At 65.6% G+C, this 20,050-nt stretch carries 18 protein-coding genes and 1 tRNA gene; 12 read left to right on the top strand and 7 right to left on the bottom strand.

Features of this window, described 5'->3' with window-relative positions; translation table 11 throughout:
- Positions 1 to 49 precede the first annotated feature (49 nt).
- Together topA and AB0P23_RS12420 are read left to right on the top strand one after the other, a co-directional pair.
- Positions 50 to 3,115 carry a type I DNA topoisomerase gene (topA, locus tag AB0P23_RS12425; protein WP_363797740.1) on the top strand — a complete coding sequence of 1,022 codons (3,066 nt, stop codon included), beginning with the start codon at positions 50 to 52 and terminating at the stop codon, positions 3,113 to 3,115.
- A 118-nt stretch (positions 3,116 to 3,233) separates the two neighbouring features.
- Positions 3,234 to 4,421, top strand: coding sequence for a DNA polymerase III subunit delta' (locus AB0P23_RS12420; protein WP_032386020.1), 1,188 nt, complete (start codon positions 3,234 to 3,236; stop codon positions 4,419 to 4,421).
- On the opposite strand, the gene AB0P23_RS12415 is transcribed toward AB0P23_RS12420, so the two are convergent.
- Positions 4,418 to 4,936, bottom strand: a complete 519-nt coding sequence (locus AB0P23_RS12415; protein WP_032399635.1) for a CGNR zinc finger domain-containing protein — start codon at positions 4,934 to 4,936, stop codon at positions 4,418 to 4,420. The two genes, AB0P23_RS12420 and AB0P23_RS12415, sit on opposite strands and share 4 nt — an antisense overlap.
- Positions 4,937 to 5,023: 87 nt before the next feature.
- Here AB0P23_RS12415 and AB0P23_RS12410 point away from each other — a divergent pair, with 87 nt between their 5' ends.
- From AB0P23_RS12410 to AB0P23_RS12400, 3 genes are all read left to right on the top strand, one after another.
- Positions 5,024 to 5,719: an SDR family oxidoreductase gene (locus AB0P23_RS12410; protein ID WP_032399634.1), complete on the top strand. Its 696-nt coding sequence runs from the start codon at positions 5,024 to 5,026 to the stop codon at positions 5,717 to 5,719.
- 66 nt (positions 5,720 to 5,785) lie between these two features.
- Positions 5,786 to 5,858, top strand: a tRNA-Thr gene (locus tag AB0P23_RS12405).
- A 396-nt stretch (positions 5,859 to 6,254) separates the two neighbouring features.
- Positions 6,255 to 7,064 carry an alpha/beta fold hydrolase gene (locus AB0P23_RS12400; protein WP_032399633.1) on the top strand — a complete coding sequence of 270 codons (810 nt, stop codon included), beginning with the start codon at positions 6,255 to 6,257 and terminating at the stop codon, positions 7,062 to 7,064.
- On the opposite strand, the gene AB0P23_RS12395 is transcribed toward AB0P23_RS12400, so the two are convergent.
- From AB0P23_RS12395 to AB0P23_RS12380, 4 genes are read right to left on the bottom strand one after another with little or no spacing between them, the layout of a single operon-like run.
- Positions 7,054 to 7,866, bottom strand: coding sequence for an ABC transporter permease (locus AB0P23_RS12395; protein ID WP_032399632.1), 813 nt, complete (start codon positions 7,864 to 7,866; stop codon positions 7,054 to 7,056). The two genes, AB0P23_RS12400 and AB0P23_RS12395, sit on opposite strands and share 11 nt — an antisense overlap.
- Positions 7,863 to 8,825: an ATP-binding cassette domain-containing protein gene (locus AB0P23_RS12390; protein WP_032399631.1), complete on the bottom strand. Its 963-nt coding sequence runs from the start codon at positions 8,823 to 8,825 to the stop codon at positions 7,863 to 7,865. The genes AB0P23_RS12395 and AB0P23_RS12390 overlap by 4 nt, the downstream gene beginning before the upstream one ends.
- Positions 8,822 to 9,913 (bottom strand): hypothetical protein, encoded by a 1,092-nt coding sequence (locus tag AB0P23_RS12385; RefSeq protein WP_283550647.1) that lies wholly within the window; start codon positions 9,911 to 9,913, stop codon positions 8,822 to 8,824. Before AB0P23_RS12385 ends, AB0P23_RS12390 begins: the two co-directional genes overlap by 4 nt.
- A 58-nt stretch (positions 9,914 to 9,971) precedes the next feature.
- The gene (locus tag AB0P23_RS12380) at positions 9,972 to 11,069 is read right to left on the bottom strand and encodes a DNA alkylation repair protein (RefSeq protein ID WP_032399629.1); all 1,098 of its coding nucleotides are present in this window, start codon (positions 11,067 to 11,069) and stop codon (positions 9,972 to 9,974) included.
- Positions 11,070 to 11,372: 303 nt separating this feature from the next.
- Between AB0P23_RS12380 and AB0P23_RS12375 the strand changes: the two genes are divergently transcribed.
- Both AB0P23_RS12375 and AB0P23_RS12370 read left to right on the top strand, forming a co-directional pair.
- Positions 11,373 to 11,657 carry a hypothetical protein gene (locus tag AB0P23_RS12375; protein WP_155288593.1) on the top strand — a complete coding sequence of 95 codons (285 nt, stop codon included), beginning with the start codon at positions 11,373 to 11,375 and terminating at the stop codon, positions 11,655 to 11,657.
- Positions 11,606 to 13,858, top strand: coding sequence for an EAL domain-containing protein (locus AB0P23_RS12370; protein WP_363797736.1), 2,253 nt, complete (start codon positions 11,606 to 11,608; stop codon positions 13,856 to 13,858). The genes AB0P23_RS12375 and AB0P23_RS12370 overlap by 52 nt, the downstream gene beginning before the upstream one ends.
- A gap of 3 nt (positions 13,859 to 13,861) precedes the next feature.
- On the opposite strand, the gene AB0P23_RS12365 is transcribed toward AB0P23_RS12370, so the two are convergent.
- Entirely contained in the window at positions 13,862 to 15,109 is a 1,248-nt protein-coding gene (locus AB0P23_RS12365; RefSeq protein WP_363797734.1) for an MFS transporter, read from the bottom strand.
- Between the two features lie 112 nt (positions 15,110 to 15,221).
- On the opposite strand from AB0P23_RS12365, the gene AB0P23_RS12360 reads away from it, so the two are divergent.
- Positions 15,222 to 16,106, top strand: a complete 885-nt coding sequence (locus AB0P23_RS12360) for a LysR family transcriptional regulator (protein WP_032399625.1) — start codon at positions 15,222 to 15,224, stop codon at positions 16,104 to 16,106.
- A 50-nt stretch (positions 16,107 to 16,156) separates the two neighbouring features.
- The gene (locus AB0P23_RS12355; RefSeq protein WP_032391312.1) at positions 16,157 to 17,248 is read left to right on the top strand and encodes a spore photoproduct lyase family protein; all 1,092 of its coding nucleotides are present in this window, start codon (positions 16,157 to 16,159) and stop codon (positions 17,246 to 17,248) included.
- A 4-nt stretch (positions 17,249 to 17,252) separates the two neighbouring features.
- Here AB0P23_RS12355 and AB0P23_RS12350 read toward each other — a convergent pair whose 3' ends face one another.
- Positions 17,253 to 17,621, bottom strand: a complete 369-nt coding sequence (locus AB0P23_RS12350) for a helix-turn-helix domain-containing protein (RefSeq protein WP_032364524.1) — start codon at positions 17,619 to 17,621, stop codon at positions 17,253 to 17,255.
- 79 nt (positions 17,622 to 17,700) lie between these two features.
- Between AB0P23_RS12350 and AB0P23_RS12345 the strand changes: the two genes are divergently transcribed.
- The 3 genes from AB0P23_RS12345 (at position 17,701) to AB0P23_RS12335 (ending at position 20,016) form a co-directional block, all read left to right on the top strand.
- The gene (locus tag AB0P23_RS12345; RefSeq protein ID WP_032399624.1) at positions 17,701 to 18,111 is read left to right on the top strand and encodes a RidA family protein; all 411 of its coding nucleotides are present in this window, start codon (positions 17,701 to 17,703) and stop codon (positions 18,109 to 18,111) included.
- A 75-nt stretch (positions 18,112 to 18,186) separates the two neighbouring features.
- Positions 18,187 to 18,744 (top strand): dihydrofolate reductase family protein, encoded by a 558-nt coding sequence (locus AB0P23_RS12340; protein ID WP_027494440.1) that lies wholly within the window; start codon positions 18,187 to 18,189, stop codon positions 18,742 to 18,744.
- Positions 18,745 to 18,783: 39 nt separating this feature from the next.
- Positions 18,784 to 20,016 carry an AGE family epimerase/isomerase gene (locus AB0P23_RS12335; RefSeq protein WP_032373821.1) on the top strand — a complete coding sequence of 411 codons (1,233 nt, stop codon included), beginning with the start codon at positions 18,784 to 18,786 and terminating at the stop codon, positions 20,014 to 20,016.
- The last annotated feature ends 34 nt before the right edge of the window (positions 20,017 to 20,050 follow it).

The raw sequence follows: 20,050 nt of genomic DNA, 5'->3' as shown, positions 1-20,050 counted from the left end.
GCAGGCAAATCTGCTTGTGAAAACGCACTAGGGAAGGTTCGGCAGCAAGGTGGCAGCACGTAACAACGGCTCGGGGGACAGCTCCGCCGAGCCGCGTCGTCTGGTCATCGTCGAGTCTCCGACCAAGGCCAAAAAGATCGCTCCCTACCTCGGGAGCAACTATGTCGTCGAGGCCTCGGTCGGCCATATTCGCGACCTTCCGCGTGGTGCTGCCGACGTGCCCGCCAAGTACAAGGGCGAGCCGTGGGCACGTCTGGGCGTGGACGTCGACCACGACTTCGAGGCCCTGTACGTCGTCTCGCCCGAGAAGAAGGGCAAGGTCGCAGAGCTCAAGAGCCTGCTCAAGGACGCCGACGAGCTGTATCTCGCCACTGACCCCGACCGCGAGGGTGAGGCCATCGCCTGGCATCTCCTCGAGACCCTGAACCCCAAAGTCCCCGTTCGGCGCATGGTCTTCCACGAGATCACCAAGCCGGCGATCCTCGCGGCCGCCGCCGATACTCGCGACCTCGACCAAGACCTCGTCGACGCACAGGAAACCCGCCGCATCCTCGACCGTCTTTACGGCTACGAGGTCAGCCCGGTGCTGTGGAAGAAGGTCATGCCGAGGCTGTCGGCAGGCCGTGTGCAGTCCGTGGCCACCCGCATCATCGTCCAGCGTGAGCGCGAGCGGATGGCGTTCCGTAGCGCCGAGTACTGGGATATTTCTGCCACCCTCGACGCCGGGGCCGAGGCGAGCCCGCGCAGTTTCGGAGCTCGGCTGGTCAACGTCGACGGCAACCGCGTCGCCGCCGGCCGCGACTTCGGTCCCGACGGCAAGCTCAAGACCGAGTCGGTCACCGTTCTCGACGAACCGCATGCCCGACGCCTCGCCGACGCGCTGGAAGGCGTCGACCTCACCGTCGCGTCCGCCGAGGACAAGCCGTACACGCGTAAGCCGTACCCGCCGTTCATGACGTCGACGCTGCAGCAGGAGGCCGGCCGCAAGCTGCGGTTCAGTTCCGAGCGGACCATGCGTGTCGCGCAGCGTCTGTACGAGAACGGCTACATCACCTACATGCGTACCGACTCGACGTCGCTGTCCGCGTCTGCGGTCTCCGCGGCACGGGCGCAGGCGACCGAGCTGTACGGCCCGGAGTACGTGCACCCCACTCCGCGGCAGTACACCCGCAAGGTCAAGAACGCGCAGGAGGCGCACGAGGCCATCCGCCCCTCGGGTGACGTGTTCCAGACTCCCGGGCAGCTGCATTCGGCGCTGCAGACCGACGAGTTCCGGCTCTACGAGCTGATCTGGCAGCGCACGGTCGCGTCGCAGATGGCCGATCTACGCGGCACCACGCTTACGCTGCGCATCACCGGAACCGCCGGTACCGGCGAGGAGTGCACGTTCTCCGCGTCGGGTCGCACCATCACGTTCGCGGGCTTCCTCAAGGCCTACGTCGAGAGCGTCGACGACGAGGCAGGCGGTCAGACCGACGACGCCGAGTCGCGTCTGCCCGCGTTGAAGGCCGGCCAGGCGGTGACGGCCACCAAGCTCGATCCCGACGGTCACACCACCAACCCGCCTGCTCGATTCACCGAGGCGTCGCTGATCAAGACGCTCGAAGAGTTGGGAATCGGTCGGCCGTCGACGTATTCGTCGATCATCAAGACGATCCTCGACCGCGGTTACGTCTACAAGCGTGGCAGCGCTCTCGTGCCGTCGTGGGTGGCGTTCTCGGTGATTGCGTTGCTGGAAGCGCACTTCGGGCGTCTGGTGGACTTCGACTTCACCGCAGGTATGGAAGACGATCTCGACGCGATCGCGGGAGGCCGTGAGCGGCGCGGAGATTGGCTGCAGAGCTTCTACTTCGGCGGCGAGACCGGTGCCGAAGGTTCGGTGGCGCGCTCGGGTGGCCTGAAGAAGATGGTGGGCCAGAACCTCGAAGACATCGATGCGCGCACCATCAACTCGATTCGTCTGTTCGACGACTCCGAGGGGCGCGAAATCCATGTGCGCGTGGGCCGTTACGGTCCGTACCTCGAGCGCATGGTCAAGAACGACGACGATCCGGACGGCGATCCGATCAGCCAGCGCGCCAACCTGCCCGACGATCTGCCGCCGGACGAGCTGACGATCGATTTCGCCGAAAAGCTCTTCGCCACACCACAAGAGGGCCGCAAGCTCGGTGTGGATCCGCTGACCGGCCACGACATCGTGGCGAAGGAAGGCCGTTTCGGGCCCTACGTCACCGAGATCCTGCCCGAGCCGGAACCTGAACCCACGCCCCCCGAGCCCGACATCGTCCCGGTGCCGTCCGGCAACGACGGTGATGGCGGCGGTGGCGTCAAGACTGCGGTGAAGAAGGCCGCGGCCAAGAAGGCACCGGCCAAGAAGGCTGCAGCGAAGAAGGCCACCGGCCCCAAGCCGCGGACCGGTTCGTTGCTCAAGTCGATGGATCTGGCGACGATCACGCTCGAGGATGCGCTCAAGCTGCTGTCGTTGCCACGCGTCGTCGGTGTCGATCCCGAGTCCAAGGAAGAGATCACCGCGCAGAACGGCCGCTACGGCCCGTATCTGAAGAAGGGCACCGACTCTCGCTCGCTCGCCGACGAGGATCAGATGTTCACGGTCAGTCTCGAAGAGGCTCTGAAGATCTACGCCGAGCCCAAGCGTCGGGGCCGTCAGGGCGAGGCCAAGCCGCCGCTGCGGGAACTGGGCGTCGACCCGATCAGTGAGAAGCCGATGGTGATCAAGGACGGTCGATTCGGGCCGTACGTCACCGATGGCGAGACCAACGCAAGTCTGCGCAAGGACGACGAGGTCGAGACGATCACCGACGATCGCGCGTCGGAGTTGTTGGCGGACAGGCGTGCTCGTGGCCCGGTGAAGAAGAAGGCTCCGGCGAAGAAGGCCGCTGCGAAGAAGGCTCCGGCCAAGAAGGCTGCTGCGAAGAAGGCTCCGGCGAAGAAGGCCGCTGCGAAGAAGGCTCCGGCCAAGAAGGCTGCTGCGAAGAAGGCTCCGGCCAAGAAGGCTGCAGCCAAGAAGACCGCCACGAAGACGACGGCGGCCAAGACGACGACGAAGAAGGCTGCTGCCAAGAAGGCACCGGCGAAGAAGACCGACGGCGAGTAGCTCGCGAACTCGAAGTTGTGGATGGAATCGGCAGCGATCACGTCCACAGCTTCGAGTTCGGCAGTGTCCGGGAACAGTGCGCCGGGAGTAGTCGGTCCCAACCGTTAGGGTTGCCAGCATGGCGGGTGTGTTCGATCGTTTGGTCGGTCAGGAAGATGTCGAGGCCGATCTGACGGCTGCAGCAGTGGCTGCTCGTACGGGCGTCGACTCGTCGGCGATGACGCATTCGTGGCTCTTCACCGGCCCTCCCGGGTCCGGGCGTTCCATCGCCGCCCTGTGCTTCGCTGCGGCGTTGCAGTGCACCACCGAGGGCATTCCGGGGTGTGGGCATTGTCAGGCGTGTTCGACGACGATGGCAGGCACTCACGGCGATGTGCGACGCGTCATCCCGGAGGGTCTGAGCATCAGTACCAAGGAGATGCGAGACATCGTCTCGGTCGCGTCGCGTCGGCCGAGCACCGGTCTGTGGCAGGTGGTCGTCGTCGAGGATGCCGATCGACTCACCGAGGGTGCCGGAAACGTACTGCTCAAGGTCGTCGAGGAGCCGCCCGCTCGGACGGTGTTCCTGTTGTGCGCTCCGTCGGTCGATCCGCAGGACATCTCGGTGACGCTGCGCTCACGCTGCCGGCACGTCTCGTTGGTGACGCCCACGGTGCCTGCCATCGCGCAGGTGCTGCAGACCCGCGACAAGCTCGACGCCGAGACCGCGGAGTGGGCCGCGTCGATCAGCGGCGGCCACGTGGGCAGAGCACGCCGACTCGCCACCGACGAGGACGCGCGGGCGCGACGCAAGCGGGCACTTGCCCTGGCGTCGGCCGCGGCCCGTCCCAATCAGGCATACCTCGCAGCCGAGGAACTGGTGAAGGCCGCCGAGGACGAGGCCAAGGAAATGAGTGCCACTCGTGACGAGGCCGAGACCGAGGAATTGCGCACGGCCCTCGGAGCTGGAGGTACAGGTAAGGGCGCTGCCGGAGCATTGCGTGGCTCGGCCGGAGTGCTCAAGGACCTCGAGAAGCGGCAGAAGTCTCGCGCCACCAGAACCGGCCGCGACTCGCTGGACCGGGCGTTGATGGACCTGGTGGGCCTGTACCGCGACGCGCTCGCGCGTTCGTACGGCTCGACCGCGACGGCTACGCACCCCGACATGGCCGAGCAGGTCGAGCGAATGGCAAAGGCCGTACCGCCCGAGGCTCTGCTGAAAAGTATCGAGGCGATCCTCGAATGCCGAGAGTCGTTGGCTGTCAACGCAAAACCCAAATTTGCGATCTATGCGATGGTCGCGACGCTCGGGGATGTCCTGCGTTAGTCCATCGCTTTTTTCCGCGCCCGCGAAGCGCGAAGATTGGCGACATTGCCGCACGTCTTCACGTCGTGCCAGACGCCGCTGTTGTTGCGGGAGCGGTCGTAGAAGGCAGATCCACATGCCTCGTTCTTGCATCGCTTGAGTCGACGCCACGTGTCCGCTTGTTGGGCGAGAAGCACTTCGGACCACATTCTCGACGCGATGTAGTCGGTCCCGGTGCCGGTCGGCATCAGTCGTACGGTGCCGTCGCCGCCCGGTAGAAGTTCCGCTCGGACGGCCGGACGCGTGGGCAGGTCGCCGGCAATGGCCGCTTCGACATCCGAGCGCAGAGCCCGCAGCGTGGCCGCATCGTCGTCCGACAGCGCGGTCTCCCACACGAGCGATGCTGCCTTCCCGTCCGCTAGGAGGTCGGGGAGGCCGTACGCGTCGATGGCTCGCGTGTTGAGCAGATTCTGAACCACCTGCAGTCCGGCGGGTGCCGGTGCGAGGTGAAAGCGCTCCGTCGGCGACTGTGACATAAGTGAACAGTATTTGACTATGTCGAACTGGTCAATTACTACTGACAGAGTCAAAAGCATTTAACCTCTGTCGTAAGGGTGAGTTCGATGGTGTCTGTTTCGGGAGCAACGGTATTGGTGACCGGCGGTCAGCGCGGTCTGGGCAAGGCGACAGTCGACGCATTGCTCGAGCGTGGGGCAACGAAGGTGTACGCGACTGCGAGGAGCCCGCGAGAGGACTCGGATCCTCGGGTGGTTCCCGTTGCTCTCGATGTCACCGACGCGGATTCCGTTGCCGCACTTGCCGATATCGCGTCCGATGTGTCGATCGTCTTCAACAACGCCGGCGCTCCCGGAACGACACCGTTGCTGACGACGTCGATCGACGACATTCGCGCGGTGTTCGAGACCAATGTCTTCGGCGCGCTGCGAATCGCGCAAGAGTTCGCTCCGATACTGAAGGCAAACGGCGGCGGGGCGTTGGTCGACATTCACTCGGTGCTGTCGTGGCTCGGCGGTGCAGGTGCCTACGGGGCATCGAAGGCGGCGATCTGGTCGGCCACCAACTCGCTCCGGCTCGAGCTCGCACCGCAGGGAACCCTCGTTGTCGGGGTGCATTTCGGGTACACCGACACCGACATGATCGCCGAACTCGACGTCCCGAAGAACGATCCACGCGACGTGGTGCGCCAGGTGCTCGACGCCCTGGAGGCGGGGGAGACCGAAGTGCTCGCCGACGACCTGACCAGGCACGTCAAGACGATCCTCGGCGGGCCTGCGGAAGGACTCGGCCTCGCGGGCTGACCGTCAGGGAGGGCGATTTTCGTTTCGACCCGATGCTCCGTTAGACTCACCAACGCCGAAAGGCACGCCGCCTTAGCTCAGTCGGTAGAGCATTTCACTCGTAATGAAAAGGTCAAGAGTTCGATTCTCTTAGGCGGCTCAGACTCAGCCCCTCACCGATACAAATCTGTGAGGGGCTTTTTCGTATTCCGCTCCGGTGAGCGTCGGACTCGTCAGCGTCGCGGACCCCGCGACATCCATCACCGAACGAACAGGAACACCCACATGATCGACGCCGTCATCTTCACCAACTAGTCCGACACCGAAACCCCCGTCCGAATCAGCACCATCGACGGACACCAGCATGTCGGCAAGATCGGGGCCGTGGACAACAACGATGAGGACGGTGGCTTCATCACCGTCGCCCTCACCGAAGTCCCCACAGGGTTCCCCTACGTCACCGTCGTCATCGCTGTCGACGCGATCACCGCCATCGAAAGCTGAACCGCAGACACCCTGACCTTCCGCACCACCGTCGACGGGCACACTGGACGAGGTGTTCGCCTCCCTCGCCCCGGCCCGTCGTCGCCTCGCGTACGTCGTACTCGCTCTCGTCCTGATCGGGCTCGTCGTGGCCGTGGCGGCCTTCGTCGAATCGCGGTCCACGAACGACCCCGTCGCGAGCGTCGACCAGTCGGTTCCCGGCCCGGTATTACTGGTCCCCGGGTTCGGCGGATCCACCGATGCTCTCGAGGTGCTCGCGGCGGAACTACGGGAGAACGGCCGCGACGCCACCGTCGTGGCCCTGCCCGATGGTGGCGTCGGCGACCTGACCGCACAGGCGCAGACGCTGCGCGACGCCGTCGACGCGGCTCTGACTCGGACGGGAGCGACCTCGGTCGACGTCGTCGGCTATTCCGCCGGCGGGGTGGTGGCCCGGATCTGGGCTGCCGATCTGGGCGGTGCCGAGCAGGCTCGACGCATCGTGACCCTCGGCTCCCCGCACCACGGCACCCAGGTGGCGGGTCTGGCTGCCCAGGTCCTGCCCGACCGGTGCCCGATCGCCTGCCAACAGCTGGCCCCGAACAGCTCCGTGCTGGCCGGCTTGAACTCGGGCGACGAGACGCCGGACGGGCCGCAGTGGGTGTCGATCTGGACCGAACTGGATCAGGTGGTGACCCCGCCGAACTCGGCCCAACTCGACGGCGCGATCGACATCCCCGTCCAGAGCGTGTGCGCGGACTCGGCCGTCGACCACGGAAACCTGCCCCGTGATCCTCTCGTCGGCGCGATGGTCTCGGCCCAGTTGGACGGCAGCTCTACCGTCGAGCTCGGCGCAGCCGACTGCAGCCGTCTCAGCTCGTGATGTCCTTGGTCGTGAAATTCGCCCACGAGGCCCCCAGGAGCACGACGACGTAGACGCCCTGCAGACCGACGCCGCGCACCAGGTCCCGCGTCGGCACCGGGTCGCGGAAGAGATCGACGAAGGCCAGCCAGTACCGCGTCGGAAGGTACGGCGCGATGGCGTCGGCGGCGTCCAGCGTCAGCAGTAGCGAGCTGGCGATGAGGAAGGCCAACGCGCCCAGCGTCGCCGCGAGTGGCGAGTCGGTCAGGGTCGACAGGAACAGCCCCATGGCGGCAACTCCGAGCATCGACAGCGTCACGTAGAGCACGGCGATGACTGTCCGCACGGCGACCTGTTCGTCGGTCAGTACCGTGCCGGACACGCTCGACACTCCGGCCAACGACGTGGTGTCGAACAGCGTCGTGCCGACGAAGTATGCAACGGCTGCCACGATGACCACTGCCAGCAGCACGAACGCAGCCACCGATATCAGCTTCGCGACCAACAGCTTCGTTCGTCCCACCGGGCGGGCCAGCAGGTAGCGCAGGGTGCCGGCCTGGGCCTCCCCGGCGACGGAATCGCCGGCGATGACCGACACCGCGACGGGCAGGAACAGCGGGAGCACGATGGCGAGAGCGGCGAGTGGGAAGAGCTGGCCGTTCGTGGTCACCGCGGACAGGAAGGCAGGGCCGTCGCCGGGACGCGGACCGACGTCGGTGAGGGCCAGCAGGCCCGCGACGATGGTGGGCAGCAGGTTCAGCAGGAGAATGACGACCCAGGTGCGGGGTCGGCGAAGCATCGCGCGCAGTTCGACGCCGATCATGCGGTCACCTCCGATCGGACGGAACCGTCGCGAGGGCCAGCGGGACCGTCGACTCGGTCCGAGCTGGCACCGGTGACCGCCAGCACCGACTGCTCGAGGCTCATCTGCTGCGGGCTCAACTCGCTCACCCGGACCCCGCCTTCGACGAGCAGTCGATTGAGCAGGGCCGGATCAGGGTGTTCGATCACGAGCTGTTGCCCGTCGCGCTCGAGCACGGTGGCGTCCTCCACATCGGACAGGACCGTCACCGCGTCGGCGGGGTCGGGGGTACGCACGAGCACTCGGCCGGTGGGTTGTTGGAATGCAGAGAGCTGATCCTGCAGAACGAGGCGACCTCGATCGAGTACTCCCACGCGGTCGCACAATTGCTCCACTTCGGCCAGCAGGTGGCTCGAGAGGAACACGGTTGTGCCCCGGGAATGCAAGTCCAGCAACAACTCTCGAATCTCAAGGATCCCCTGTGGATCGAGGCCATTGGTCGGCTCGTCGAGTATCAGCAGCTCGGGGGTGCGCATGAGCGCCGCGGCCAAGCCGAGGCGTTGCCGCATGCCGAGCGAGTACTGCTTGACCGGCCTGCGTCCGACCCCGGCGAGGCCCACCTGCTCGAGGGCCTCGCCGACGCGGGCGGTCCTGGTACGTCGGGAACCACCGGGGCCGGCCGCGTCGAGCAGCGTGAGGTTCCGGCGTCCGGAGAGGTTGGGGTAGGCGGCGGGGTTCTCGATCAGCGCACCCACCCGCGGCAGCACGCTCCTGCGTCGTCGCGGCATCTCCTCGCCGAGCACCTGCATCTGCCCGGAGGTGGCCAGGACCAGCCCGAGCAGCATCCGCACGGTCGTCGTCTTGCCGGAGCCGTTCGCGCCCACGAAGCCGTAGATGTCGCCGGCGCGTACGTCGAGGTCGACGCCGTCGACGGCCCGCACCGATCCGTAACGCTTGGTGAGGCCGGTCGTGCGGATCATGTGGCTGCTCCTTCGAGCTGCTGGGCGGCGGTGGCCAAGGTTTCTGCGGTGACGGTGCCGGAGAGCAGATATCGGCGGCGGTCTCCGGCGGGCTCGGTGATCAGGACGTTCAGCGGTCCGATCGACAGTGCGACGCTGTCGCCGGTCACGACTGCGCCGGGAGCGGCCCGCAACTGGTCGACGAGCCCGCGCGCGGCGCGACGCGGCAGCGGAGCGGCGATCAGCTCGGTCACTCCGCGGCCGTATATCCCGACGGATCCCGGTTCGTCGCGGGCCCGCAGATCCAGTCCGGACAGAGTCGACGGAAGACGGGGAGAGTCGATCCCGTCGGCGAACGAGGCGATGTCGAGGCCGTCCTGCTGCTGCACATCGGTTCCCGGGGGCGGGACGAAACGGACGGTGTCGGCATCGGGCATCTCGGATGAGAAGTCCAGGAATGCAGTGCTGACAACAGGCCGAGCGGCCCCGCCGGCGAGCACGTCGACCTGCAGTGGCAGCCCGCTGTCGGGGTCGGCCCACACGTCGACCTCGGTGATGGTGCTCTGCGGCTCGGCGGGGACGAGCCGCAGGCCAGGGGCGTCCCGGCCGGCGATTCGGCGGGTCGGCAGCCGGGTGACCTCGTCGGTGGTCGCCTCACTGAGCAACCGCTGCCCGAGCTCCGGCGGCAGCAGGTCGGCCTCGCGCGGCAGACGCAGGCTCGGTTCGGGGACCGGGGTTTCCACGGCCGTGTTCTGTTCGTAGTCCCATCTCCACAGCAGAGCCGGGGACCGGTAGAGACCGCGTTCACCGGCCAGGCGGACGGTGTCGACTCGAAAGCTGTCCGGGGCGCGGTACCAGGCGCGCAGGGTCGTGGTGTCGCCCAGCAGATCCGGTAGGCCGCCGAGTCCGTCGGTGACCGGCAGGGTGACGCCGCCAACGGCCTGGGCGTAGCCCGAATACGTTGTTGCGGTGGAGGACTGGACCCGAGACAGCAGTTCCGCCGCACCGATGTCCGACGCGGCGACGGGCAGGCGCTCGATCACCGAGGGCGTGGCGACGAGCACGGCGATGCCGAGCACCACCGCCAGCCACCGCCACTGTCCACGCACCTCATCGACCGTACGGACGTAGCCGATGTGCCGCATGTGCGTGGTACAGAACTCGCGGCTAGCGGACGAGCACGAACTCCGCGAGACCGTAACTCACACCGTTGATCTGGAGCTCGATCGAGTGCGGGCCGGGGTAGTACGTGCGTGTGGTCAACGTTCTGAACGAGTGTCGGCGCGCTACCTCGATGCTCTCTCCGGGCGCGACCAATTTGGTCGTTAGCTTGAACGTTTTCCCTGTCACCCCGCCGTTCGCTTTGGTGTGGTGGACGACGTAGTCGATCGCGATCTTTGCGGGCTCGACGCCGACGTTGCGAATTTTCGCGGTGAATCCCAGGCTCTCGCCGATCTGCAACTCGGTCACGTCCACGGCAGGGCCCGTCACCTCGAGGTCGGCCGGGGCGAAACCCAGTAACGCGAGCGTGTCGGTGTTCCCCTTCTTGATCACCGTCCGAAGCGCATGGCGCGCAAGCCGGTCTGTGTTGGCGTCCGGCTCGCCCAGCCACCGCGCCGCGGTCGCGACGACGACATCCGGGATGTCTCGGCTGAAGTCGTTGAGATGGTTGGCAACCGATCGCCGAACGTAGTCGCTGTCGTCTCGGTACAGCCTGTCCAGAATCGGCACGGTGACGCCGGGGCGCGCAAGTATTTCGGGCACTCTCACCGACCACGGCAAGTACGGTCGGGTGCCTTCCGACGCGAGGCGGCGTACGTGTTCGTCCGGTGATTGCGTCCACTCGGCCGCGATGGCGAGAGCCCGATCCAGATCGGTTCGGAGGAAGGTCCGGAGGGCGAATTCGGAGGTCAGTCGGCCGGTGAGCTCGGCGAGCAAGGACATCCCGTCGTCGAACGCGGTCGCAGTGCGCTCGTCGACGGCCTTCGATGCGACAGCACTCGTCACGGGCCAGACCGACCAGCCTCGAAAGTCGGGATCCGCAGCGGCCAGTCGGATGGTCCGAGCGAACTGGGCGTAGTCGCCCGGCAGCCCTGTCAGTAGCGCGTCACGCAGCAGGTCGGCGCGGGCTCGGAGTGCGAGTGGACCCAACCCGTCCGACGACTCTCGAAGCAACGACAGATCCGCGTTCGGAGCAGCCGTACGAATGGTCCGAAACAGCGTGTGGGCTGCGTCCGGACCGAGTAGTTCATCGGCGAAGGGCATGAGAGCTTCATACCCGACGCTTCATGCTCGTTCGACGGCGGACCGTAAGTCCGAATCAGCCGACGCAAAGCCCGATCTTCGGCTGCCCGAACGGCAGCAGTGTAAAAAGAACTGCGATAACCTTCGCGAAACACAATGTGCTGAAACGCTGGTCAATGCGGGTATCCGGTGGTGAAGTATCGAATTCCGGTCTCGGTCCGATCATTCTGTGCAACGCGCTACGAACCTGGGGGGTCGCATCGTGCTGGTCGTCGACTCGAACCGACTCGTGAGTCCGGTCTACCGAGCCGATGAGCGATCGCGGTGAGTGGGTGGCACTGGGTGGTGATCCTCAACGGGATCACCGCTGCTGCGTACTCGGGGATCGTGCTGTTCATCGTCCGAGGGCTGTTGCGAACCGGGCAGTTTCGTAACAACCGGCTCGCGGTCGCCACCGCCGCGATCTTCACGACGTGTGCCGCCCACCATCTGATCCATGCGTGGCATCTGACGGCCGGGCTCGGACTCACGCATCGCATCTCGGTACCGATTCCGGCATGGGAACCCTGGACGCGATGCGGGAGTCGATGGGCGGGACCGTCGATGTGATGGTGACGGCCTCGACGGCACTCGCCGGCGTCGTCTACCTGGGGATGCGCCGCTTCTACGGACCGTTGCTCCGCTCACCTGCGATGTTCGACGACGCGAGCGAGGCCCGGTATCGGCAGCTGGCGGCGAACCTCCCGCACACGTCGGTGCTGGTCGTCGATCGCGACCTGCGATTCATTCTCGTCGAAGGTGCCGGACTGCTGGCCGAAGGATACGACCCGCGGCGGATGGAGGGGCAGCTGCTGCAAGACACTGTGCCGCCGGAGGTCTATGCCCGGCTGAAGCCGTTCTACACAGCGGCCATCGATGGGGAGGAATCGTCCTTCGACTCCGTGGGTTCCCGGACGGGTGCGATCTTCGCCGTGAAGACCAGACCTCTGCGCGATGACACAGGTCGAATCGTCGGCGCGATGGTGCTGTCCGAGGACGTCACTGCCGAGCGTGAGGCGCGCGCCGAGCTCGAGCAGGCGCGCGCGTTCCGTGATGCGGTGCTGACGGCATCGCCTGACGTCACCATCGTCACCGATGTCGAGACCGGGACCGTGAAGTGGGCCTCGCGCAACGTCAGGTCATTGTTGACCGGGCCGAACCAGGACGGCTCACCCGGCGACACCGCAGCCCCCGAGGACGGGTTGGAGTCGGTGGTGTCCCAGGACATCGACGTCGTCCGGGCAGCGGACCGGGACGCTGCCTCCCTGCCGGATGGGGAGAGCGTCAGCATCCGGTACCGGATGCGTGCGGCGGACGGCTCGCTGAGGTGGCTTTCGCGGCGCACGACCCCGTTCCGACATGGACCGGCGGGTTCAGCGGCGGAGGTGCTCTCGGTGGTGCGGGAGGTGACCGATGTCGTCGAAGCCGAGCGCGCTCTCGAGCGTGCAGCCCTGCAAGATCCGTTGACGGGCCTGCCCAACCGTATGAAGCTGCTGGAGCGAATCGGATCGGCGATCGAGCGGGGTGCGCGCACCGGCGCTGCCGCGGCGGTGCTGTTCTGCGATCTGGACGGGTTCAAACGAATCAACGACACCGGTGGCCATGCGGCCGGAGACGCCGTGCTGGTCGAGGTCGCTCGCCGCTTGCGCTCGGTGCTGCGAGCCGAGGACTCGATCGCCCGCGTCGGCGGCGACGAGTTCGTTCTGGTCCTCGATGCGTTGCCTGCGGAGAACGGGACAGGCAAGCCTGCGGGCGGCGCGCTTGCCGCACAGGTCGCCGAACGAATCCGGACGGTACTCGCAGCGCCCATCGCGTACGGAGGCCGTGAGTACGTGGTGTCGGCAAGCGTCGGGATGGTGTTGGTCCGCCGGGGCGTCAGTGCCCAGGAAGCGCTGCGCGATGCGGACTCCGCGATGTACCGGGCGAAGCAATTGGGCAAGGACCGAATCGAACTGTTCGACGACGCGCTGCGGGTGCACGCGATCGAGCGTGCGTACATCGAACAGACCCTGAGGGACGCGCTCGATCCTGATCGCGGCGGTTCCGCGACGTTCGGTGTGGCCTACCAACCGGTCTACGATCTCGGCAGTCGGCGACTCGTCAGTTTCGAGGCGCTCGCTCGCCTGCGGGACAGCACGGGCACAGCGATTTCACCCGACAGATTCATCCCGGTGGCCGAGGATACGGGGCTCATTTCCGATCTGGGTGAGCGCGTGCTCGACGACGCTCTCGGCACCCTCGCGCGGTGGAGATCCGAGAACCCGCCTACCTCCGCGTCCGACGAGCCCGTCACGATGGCCGTGAACCTCAGTGCCCGACAGGCGCAACACGTAGACATTTGTGCGGCAGTGGAAACAGCCCTCGAGCGGCATCGAATGGCTCCGGGGGACCTCGTTCTCGAACTCACCGAGTCCGTGTTGCTCGATTCCGGCTCGTCGGTCCTGCGTCAGCTCGGCGAATTACGCACGCTGGGTGTGGGAATCGCCATCGACGACTTCGGAACGGGCTTCGCGAGCCTGCGATACCTCGCTACGCTGCCGGTGAGCGCAGTGAAGATAGACCGGTCCTTCACCTCCAGCATGACCAGTGACGCGACGAGCAGCAGCATCGTCGGAGCAATCATCAATCTGGCCCGCGATCTGAAACTGGGCTGCGTTGTCGAGGGCATCGAAACTCTCGATCAACTCGAAGCCCTGCCCAATTCTGTTCAGGGACAGGGCTATCTGCTGGGCAGGCCTGCCGAGATCGCGTCGGATACCTGGAATCCCTGAGCCTCACCGCGGTGTTGCCGAGGCCCGTCGAGCCAGGGTTGCCACTCTCAGTAGAAGTACCAGCACCAAGGCCGCAAGTCCGGTCATGGCTGCGGTTGCGGACATCGAGAGGGTGGCGATTCCGATTCCCACCGCCGGAATGCCCAGGCCGAGGTATGCGATCAGGAACAGTCCGGCCAAGGCCTCGCCTCGTTCGGCCGGTGCCGCCATCGCGGCAACGGTTCCCACTGCGGCCTTGAACATGACGCCCGCCCCGATTCCGGCCACGACACCGCCGACCAGGAATGTCGGCAGGCTCAGGGTGTGCATTCCGACCACCAGCGCGATCAGACCGAGGGCTTCGGCCGAGATGCCGAGTGAGAGTTTCGCTGTGCTCGACATGCGACTGGTCATCGTCTGCGCGAGCGCTGCCGTGCCGAACACTGCGAACACGGTGGCACCGCTGAGGGCGCGGGACGGATGGTCGAGTGTGCCCGCCACGAATCCCGGTGCCACCGAGGTGAACACACCGAACACTGCGAACGACGCGAAACCGGCTGCGGCAGCGGCGAAGTACCCGGCGCGATCACCGTGATCGGCACTGATTCGCTGCGGGCGATAGGCGGGCCGCTCCGGCATTTCGGCCACGGTCTCGGGTACCAGCGCGACACCGACGACAGCGACGACGATCAGTACCGCGAACACCAGATACGGGGTGTGCAGGGGAGCCGCGACGAACTGCGCCAGGAACCCGGCTACCAACGGCCCGACGCCGAGTCCGCCGATGTTCGCTGCGGTGGAGACCTTCTCGAATCGCTGGCCGGACGCGGTCGGCCGGTGCGTGGAATGCAGCTCGTGCAGGTAGGCCGTGGCCGTCGCGGTGAGTGCTCCGACGCCGAGTCCGGTGATGAGCCGTGCGACGAGCAGTAGAGGAAGTGCAGTGCCGCTGAGGAACATGACCGCAGCCACCAATTCGAGCAGCAACGCGGCGATCAAGACCTTCTTCCGGCCCACCCAGTCCGAGACATGGCCGGCCAGAACAAGACTGACGATCACGCCGACGGCGTAGGCCGCGAACACGATCGTGACCATGAACGTCGAGAAGCCGTCACGCACCTGATAGAGCGGGTACAGCGGGCTGGGCACGGTGGAGAACGCCATCGCGGTGAGGAATGCCGCCGCAACCACCCAGAAGCCGACGCCGTGTCGACGAGTCGAGGTCGGTGAGTGAGTCTGTGCCGGCGGAGCGGCGGGCAGGGTGTCGTAGGACATGTCGTTCTCCGATGTCGGTGTTGTTCGTTCGGATACGACTGTCCTCGGACTCGACCATCACGTCCAACGAAGAAAAACGCTGACAACTATCTCGATATGCGATCATCGATGGATGGAGCTGCGCCACCTCGAATACTTCGTCGCGGTCAGTGAAGAACAGAACTTCACCCGTGCCGCTGCCCGTCTGCATATCGTTCAATCTGCGGTTTCGGCGGCGATCAAATCCCTCGAACGAGAACTGGGTGCATCGCTGCTCGATCGCAATTCCAAGCGTGTGCTGCTGACCGAGGCCGGTCGGGCTCTGCTTCCCCGTGCTCGGGTGGTACTCGATGCCGCTCGCGATGCCCGTGATGCGGTCGACGACGTTCGAGGCGGCCTGCGCGGCACCGTCAGAATCGGCACGTTGACCTCGATCAAGCTGATCGACCTTCCCGGTCTGCTGGGCGAGTACCACCGCCGGTTTCCGCACGTCCAGCTCATCACCGGCGCAGCGCCGTCGGGCACCCAGGGGCTACTCGAATCGGTGGCGGACGGTCGACTGGACCTCGCGTTCGTCTCCGACTCCGGCCGACGGCCCGCCGGGATCGACGTGCGAGAACTCGCGTCGTCGGTATTGGATCTGGTGCTCCCGTCGGACCACCCCCTGGCCGAACGAGAGTCCGTGACGCTGCACGACATTGCACCGTACGACTTCATCGACTCGCCGATCGGCTTCGGAAATCGCGCGGTAGCCGACCGCGCGTTCGCCGACGCGGGATTGCAGCGACGCGTGAGCATCGAAATCACCGACATCTCCACCGGCGTTGCCTACGTCCGCAACGGCCTCGGGATATCGCTGCTACCCCGGTTCGTCCTGACCGAGCGGAGCGGTGTGGTCGTCACCACGGTGTCGGGAGTGGATCTGACGTGGCCGCTCGCGGTTGCGACCTCGTCGACTCGCGCTCCGAGCGCGGCGGTCCGTGCCCTGCTGGGCGTGCTCGACGAATTTCTCGCCTGAGCTGCGGTAACCGGGAAGCATTGCGCGCTGCGACGCGTTGAACACGAGTAATGGATGATCTTCTGGTTGCCCCCACTCGACTCTGGACACCCTCGCGTGTCCTGGTCACCAAGTCTGCGTCCGAGCTACCGCACACCGCGGAAATTCTCCGTCGGTGCGAAGCAGCAGGCGTCGCCGACATCGACATTCTGTCCGGTGACCGCCTCACCGGACTGCGTGGTGAGTCCGAGCGCGAGACCTACGCACGAGCCAAGTCGACGATGGCCGTGGTGGTCGCCCCGCCGAGTGTGCTGAAACCGCAACCGATTCCGCCGAGCGCGGACTGGCGGATCGACCTGGCCAAGGGATGCCCGGCGCATTGCCAGTACTGCTATCTCGCCGGCTCGTTGGCCGGTCCGCCGATCACCAGGGTCTTCGCCAACCTCGACGACGTGCTGGCCGGTATCGGCACTCACGCAGGCCGCGGTTCCATCACCTCCGGCACCGATGAGCGCGGGCACGAAGGCACCACATTCGAGTTATCCTGCTACACCGATCCTTTGGGGATCGAACACGTGACGGGCTCTCTTGCCGAGGCCGTTCGCAGAGTGGGCGCGGGCGTGTACGGCGACGACGTATCGCTGCGTTTCACCACCAAGTTCGACGACGTCCGCGAGTTGGTGACGCTCGACCACGGCCGCCGAACGCGAGTTCGGCTGTCGGTCAACGCCGATGACATCGCGCACCGGTTCGAGGGCGGCACGGCACGTATGCCGGCTCGGATAGAAGCTCTGCGGCAGTTGGCACTGGCCGGTTACCGAGTGGGGTTGACGATCGCGCCGATCATGCCGATCCCGCAGTGGCGCGAGCAGTACGGTCGATTGCTCGCGAATGTCTCCGACGCGTTGCGCGATGTGACCGATCTCGATCTGACCGCCGAAATCATCACTCACCGCTTCACGCCGTCGAGCAAGGATGTGTTGTTGAGCTGGTATCCGGGAACGAAACTGGAGATGGACGAGGGCGCGCGCACAGCGAAGAGAAACAAGTTCGGCGGCGTGAAATACGTCTATCCGAAGGACACGATGGCCGAGATGCGCAGCTGGTTCGTCGACGAACTTCGCGACGTTCTGCCCGACGCGCAGCTGCTGTACTGGACGTGAACCGTCACAGGGCATCGAATCGGTCTCGCGCTCGGTCGATGTCGTCCATGTGCGTGGTTGCCCACGCTAGCAGGACGTCGACGGGAGTTCGAAGCGTTTTGCCCAGGGGAGTGATTCGATATTCCACCGCCACCGGGCGGGTGCTCAGCACCGTGCGTTCGATGATTCCGTTGCGTTCGAGCTTCCGCAGCGTTGCGGTGAGGGACTTCTGAGTCACCTCGGGAATCCCGCGGCGGAGATCGTTGAATCGGCAGGGGCGCTCGCACAATTCGTTGAGTACTTGCAGCGACCATTTGTCCAGCACCTGATCCAACAGTTCGCGGTGCGGGGCAGTGATCGTGAGTTCTGCGGTGCCGTCGGCGGTATCGGTCATGAAACCAGGTTCCCTTGAAGTGTCCTTTGTGTACCAGGTATCAACGTTATACCTGAATTTCTACGACGAAGGACCAACCATGAGCGTCACTCGATTCACCCCGCCCGGAATGATGCAACCCACCCCGTATCACCACGTGGCGGTGGGTCAGGGTTCTCGACACGTCCACGTCAGCGGTCAGATCGCCCGGAACGAGGACGGGTCGGCCATCGATACCGACGACCTCGCCGGTCAGGTTGCGCAGGCGCTGCGCAATACCGCGATCGGATTGACCGGTGCAGGAGCAACATTCGAGGACGTACTGCGGCTGACGTTCTACGTCACGCACTGGGCTCCCGAGCTGATCGGTGAGTTCATGGACGGCGTCACGCGCGTCGCCGACGAGATCGGACTGCCGACTCCCATGCCGCCTGCGTCGTTGATCGGAGTGGATTACCTCTTCGAACCGGACGTGCGGGTCGAGGTGGAAGCAACCGCGATTCTGGACTGAAACCGCGGATAGGCCGGTGACTTCTCGGCGGTGCGGAGGTCGATACCGGCAAACCCACCCGACCTTTGGAGTGACATGGCGATTCTGACCTACAACCTGCATGTTTCCCTCGACGGCTACATCGAGGATCCCGACGGCAGCCTCGACTACTCGATGCCCGACGAGGAATCGCATCGGTTCTCGAATCGACAGACCGTGGAGACGAGCGTCTTTCTGTTCGGACGGCGGCTGTACGAGGCCATGGAGGACTACTGGACCGACCCGGAACGGGCGGCCGGCGACCCCGTCGAAGCCGAATTCGCCGAGCTGTACAAGGCAACTCCCCGGGTGGTCTTCTCGGACACCCTCACTTCCGTGCCCGACGGTTGCCGGCTGGTCCGTAGTGCCGACGCCGTCGCGGAAGTGGAGCGAATGAAACGGGAGACCGAGGGCACGTTGGCCGTCGCCGGCGCGTCGTTGGCCGCATCGTTGTTCGACTCGATCGACCAGTTCGAGCTCATTGTCGTCCCGACCATCCTGGGTGGTGGAAAGCCGTACTTCCCCGTGGGGCACCGACTGAACCTGGTGCTGGAAGAGCAGAGGCACTTCCCCACGTCGGGCTGGATGTATCTGCGGTACAGGGTGGTTCGGTAAGCAGACCTGTCGTCCGGCCCGATCGCGCAGAATGGGCTCATGACATCCGGTGATCGTCGTCAGTGGTGGACCTTGCCCGCGCACCAGCGGTGGCTCGACACAGAATCGGCTCGGCTCCTCCGGTTCGGTAGCTCGCTCGAGCATCCTGCCGGGGGAGCGGCGTGGTTGAACGACCGCGGACATCCGGACCTGAGCCATCCGGCCCTGACCTACATCACTGCTCGGATGGCGCACGTGCATTTCCTGGCCTCGATGCAGGGGTATCCGGGGTCTCGTAGGAAAGCCGATCGAGTGTTCGACGGTCTACTGACGACGTTGCGGGACAGCACGAACGGCGGGTGGTTCGAGTCCAGCGCCGACGCCTCGTCTCCCGATGCGACGAAGACGGCCTACACGCACGCCTTCGTAGTGTTGGCTGCAGCCGCAGCCGCAGCGGCGGGACACCCCAGTGGACGGGGGCTTCTCGACGAAGCCCTCGAGGTCGTGGATCGGCGATTCTGGGACGAGAACCACGGCATGTGCGCAGACACCTGGAATGCGAGCTGGACCGCGCTCGACGGCTATCGCGGAATCAACGCCAACATGCACATGGTCGAGGCGCTGCTGGCGGCGGCCGATGCGGGTGCGCCCGAGGTCTGGCGAAGCAGGGCAGTACGCATCTGCGACAACGTGATCGGCTGGTCACAGGCGAACGAGAATCGCATTCCCGAGCATTTCACTGCGGAATGGCAGCCGATGCTCGAGTACAACAGCGGCGACACAGCAAACCAGTTCAAGCCTTACGGAGCAACGGTGGGGCACGGTTTCGAGTGGGCGCGGCTGCTCGTGCAGGCGAGTCTCGTGGCCGATAGCCCTGGTGGCCACGATTACGTTGCCGCCGCCGCGTCGCTGTATCACCGCGCGGCGCAGGACGGCTGGCAACCCGGCGGCCCGTCGCCTGGCTTCGTCTACACCACCGACTGGACTGGGCGACCGGTAGTGAGAGAGCGTCTGCACTGGGTGTTGTGCGAGGCGATCGCGGCCGCCGCGACACTGGGTCGTCGGACCGGAGAAGACCGCTACGACAACGACTATCGCACCTGGTGGGACATTGCCGCCGACTCCTTCATCGACCTCGTCGACGGCTCCTGGCATCACGAACTCGACGCGGACAACAGGCCCGCAGCCACGGTGTGGAGTGGCAAACCCGACCTGTACCACGCTGTGCAGGCAACATGGATCAGCCGAGGTGTGAACAGCTCGAGTATGGTGGCGGCGCTGCTGGCGGCCTGAATGGCCGCATCGGACCAAAACCGTCCGTTGGGTA

It is taken from the genome of Rhodococcus sp. NPDC077669 (genome assembly GCF_040686915.1).
Taxonomy (GTDB): domain Bacteria; phylum Actinomycetota; class Actinomycetes; order Mycobacteriales; family Mycobacteriaceae; genus Rhodococcoides; species Rhodococcoides fascians.
Note: the sequence above shows the minus strand (reverse complement) of the source record. Positions and strands in the feature narration are given on the sequence as shown.

What these genes read in the sequence shown, in the direction of transcription:
- AB0P23_RS12420 (WP_032386020.1), top strand. Translation starts at nt 3,234, where the DNA reads ATGGCGGGTGTGTTCGATCGTTTGGTCGGTCAGGAAGATGTCGAGGCC.
- AB0P23_RS12415 (WP_032399635.1), bottom strand. Translation starts at nt 4,936, where the DNA reads ATGTCACAGTCGCCGACGGAGCGCTTTCACCTCGCACCGGCACCCGCC.
- AB0P23_RS12410 (WP_032399634.1), top strand. Translation starts at nt 5,024, where the DNA reads ATGGTGTCTGTTTCGGGAGCAACGGTATTGGTGACCGGCGGTCAGCGC.
- AB0P23_RS12395 (WP_032399632.1), bottom strand. Translation starts at nt 7,866, where the DNA reads ATGATCGGCGTCGAACTGCGCGCGATGCTTCGCCGACCCCGCACCTGG.
- AB0P23_RS12390 (WP_032399631.1), bottom strand. Translation starts at nt 8,825, where the DNA reads ATGATCCGCACGACCGGCCTCACCAAGCGTTACGGATCGGTGCGGGCC.
- AB0P23_RS12380 (WP_032399629.1), bottom strand. Translation starts at nt 11,069, where the DNA reads ATGCCCTTCGCCGATGAACTACTCGGTCCGGACGCAGCCCACACGCTG.
- AB0P23_RS12370 (WP_363797736.1), top strand. Translation starts at nt 11,606, where the DNA reads ATGGGAACCCTGGACGCGATGCGGGAGTCGATGGGCGGGACCGTCGAT.
- AB0P23_RS12365 (WP_363797734.1), bottom strand. Translation starts at nt 15,109, where the DNA reads ATGTCCTACGACACCCTGCCCGCCGCTCCGCCGGCACAGACTCACTCA.
- AB0P23_RS12360 (WP_032399625.1), top strand. Translation starts at nt 15,222, where the DNA reads ATGGAGCTGCGCCACCTCGAATACTTCGTCGCGGTCAGTGAAGAACAG.
- AB0P23_RS12355 (WP_032391312.1), top strand. Translation starts at nt 16,157, where the DNA reads ATGGATGATCTTCTGGTTGCCCCCACTCGACTCTGGACACCCTCGCGT.
- AB0P23_RS12350 (WP_032364524.1), bottom strand. Translation starts at nt 17,621, where the DNA reads ATGACCGATACCGCCGACGGCACCGCAGAACTCACGATCACTGCCCCG.
- AB0P23_RS12345 (WP_032399624.1), top strand. Translation starts at nt 17,701, where the DNA reads ATGAGCGTCACTCGATTCACCCCGCCCGGAATGATGCAACCCACCCCG.
- AB0P23_RS12340 (WP_027494440.1), top strand. Translation starts at nt 18,187, where the DNA reads ATGGCGATTCTGACCTACAACCTGCATGTTTCCCTCGACGGCTACATC.
- AB0P23_RS12335 (WP_032373821.1), top strand. Translation starts at nt 18,784, where the DNA reads ATGACATCCGGTGATCGTCGTCAGTGGTGGACCTTGCCCGCGCACCAG.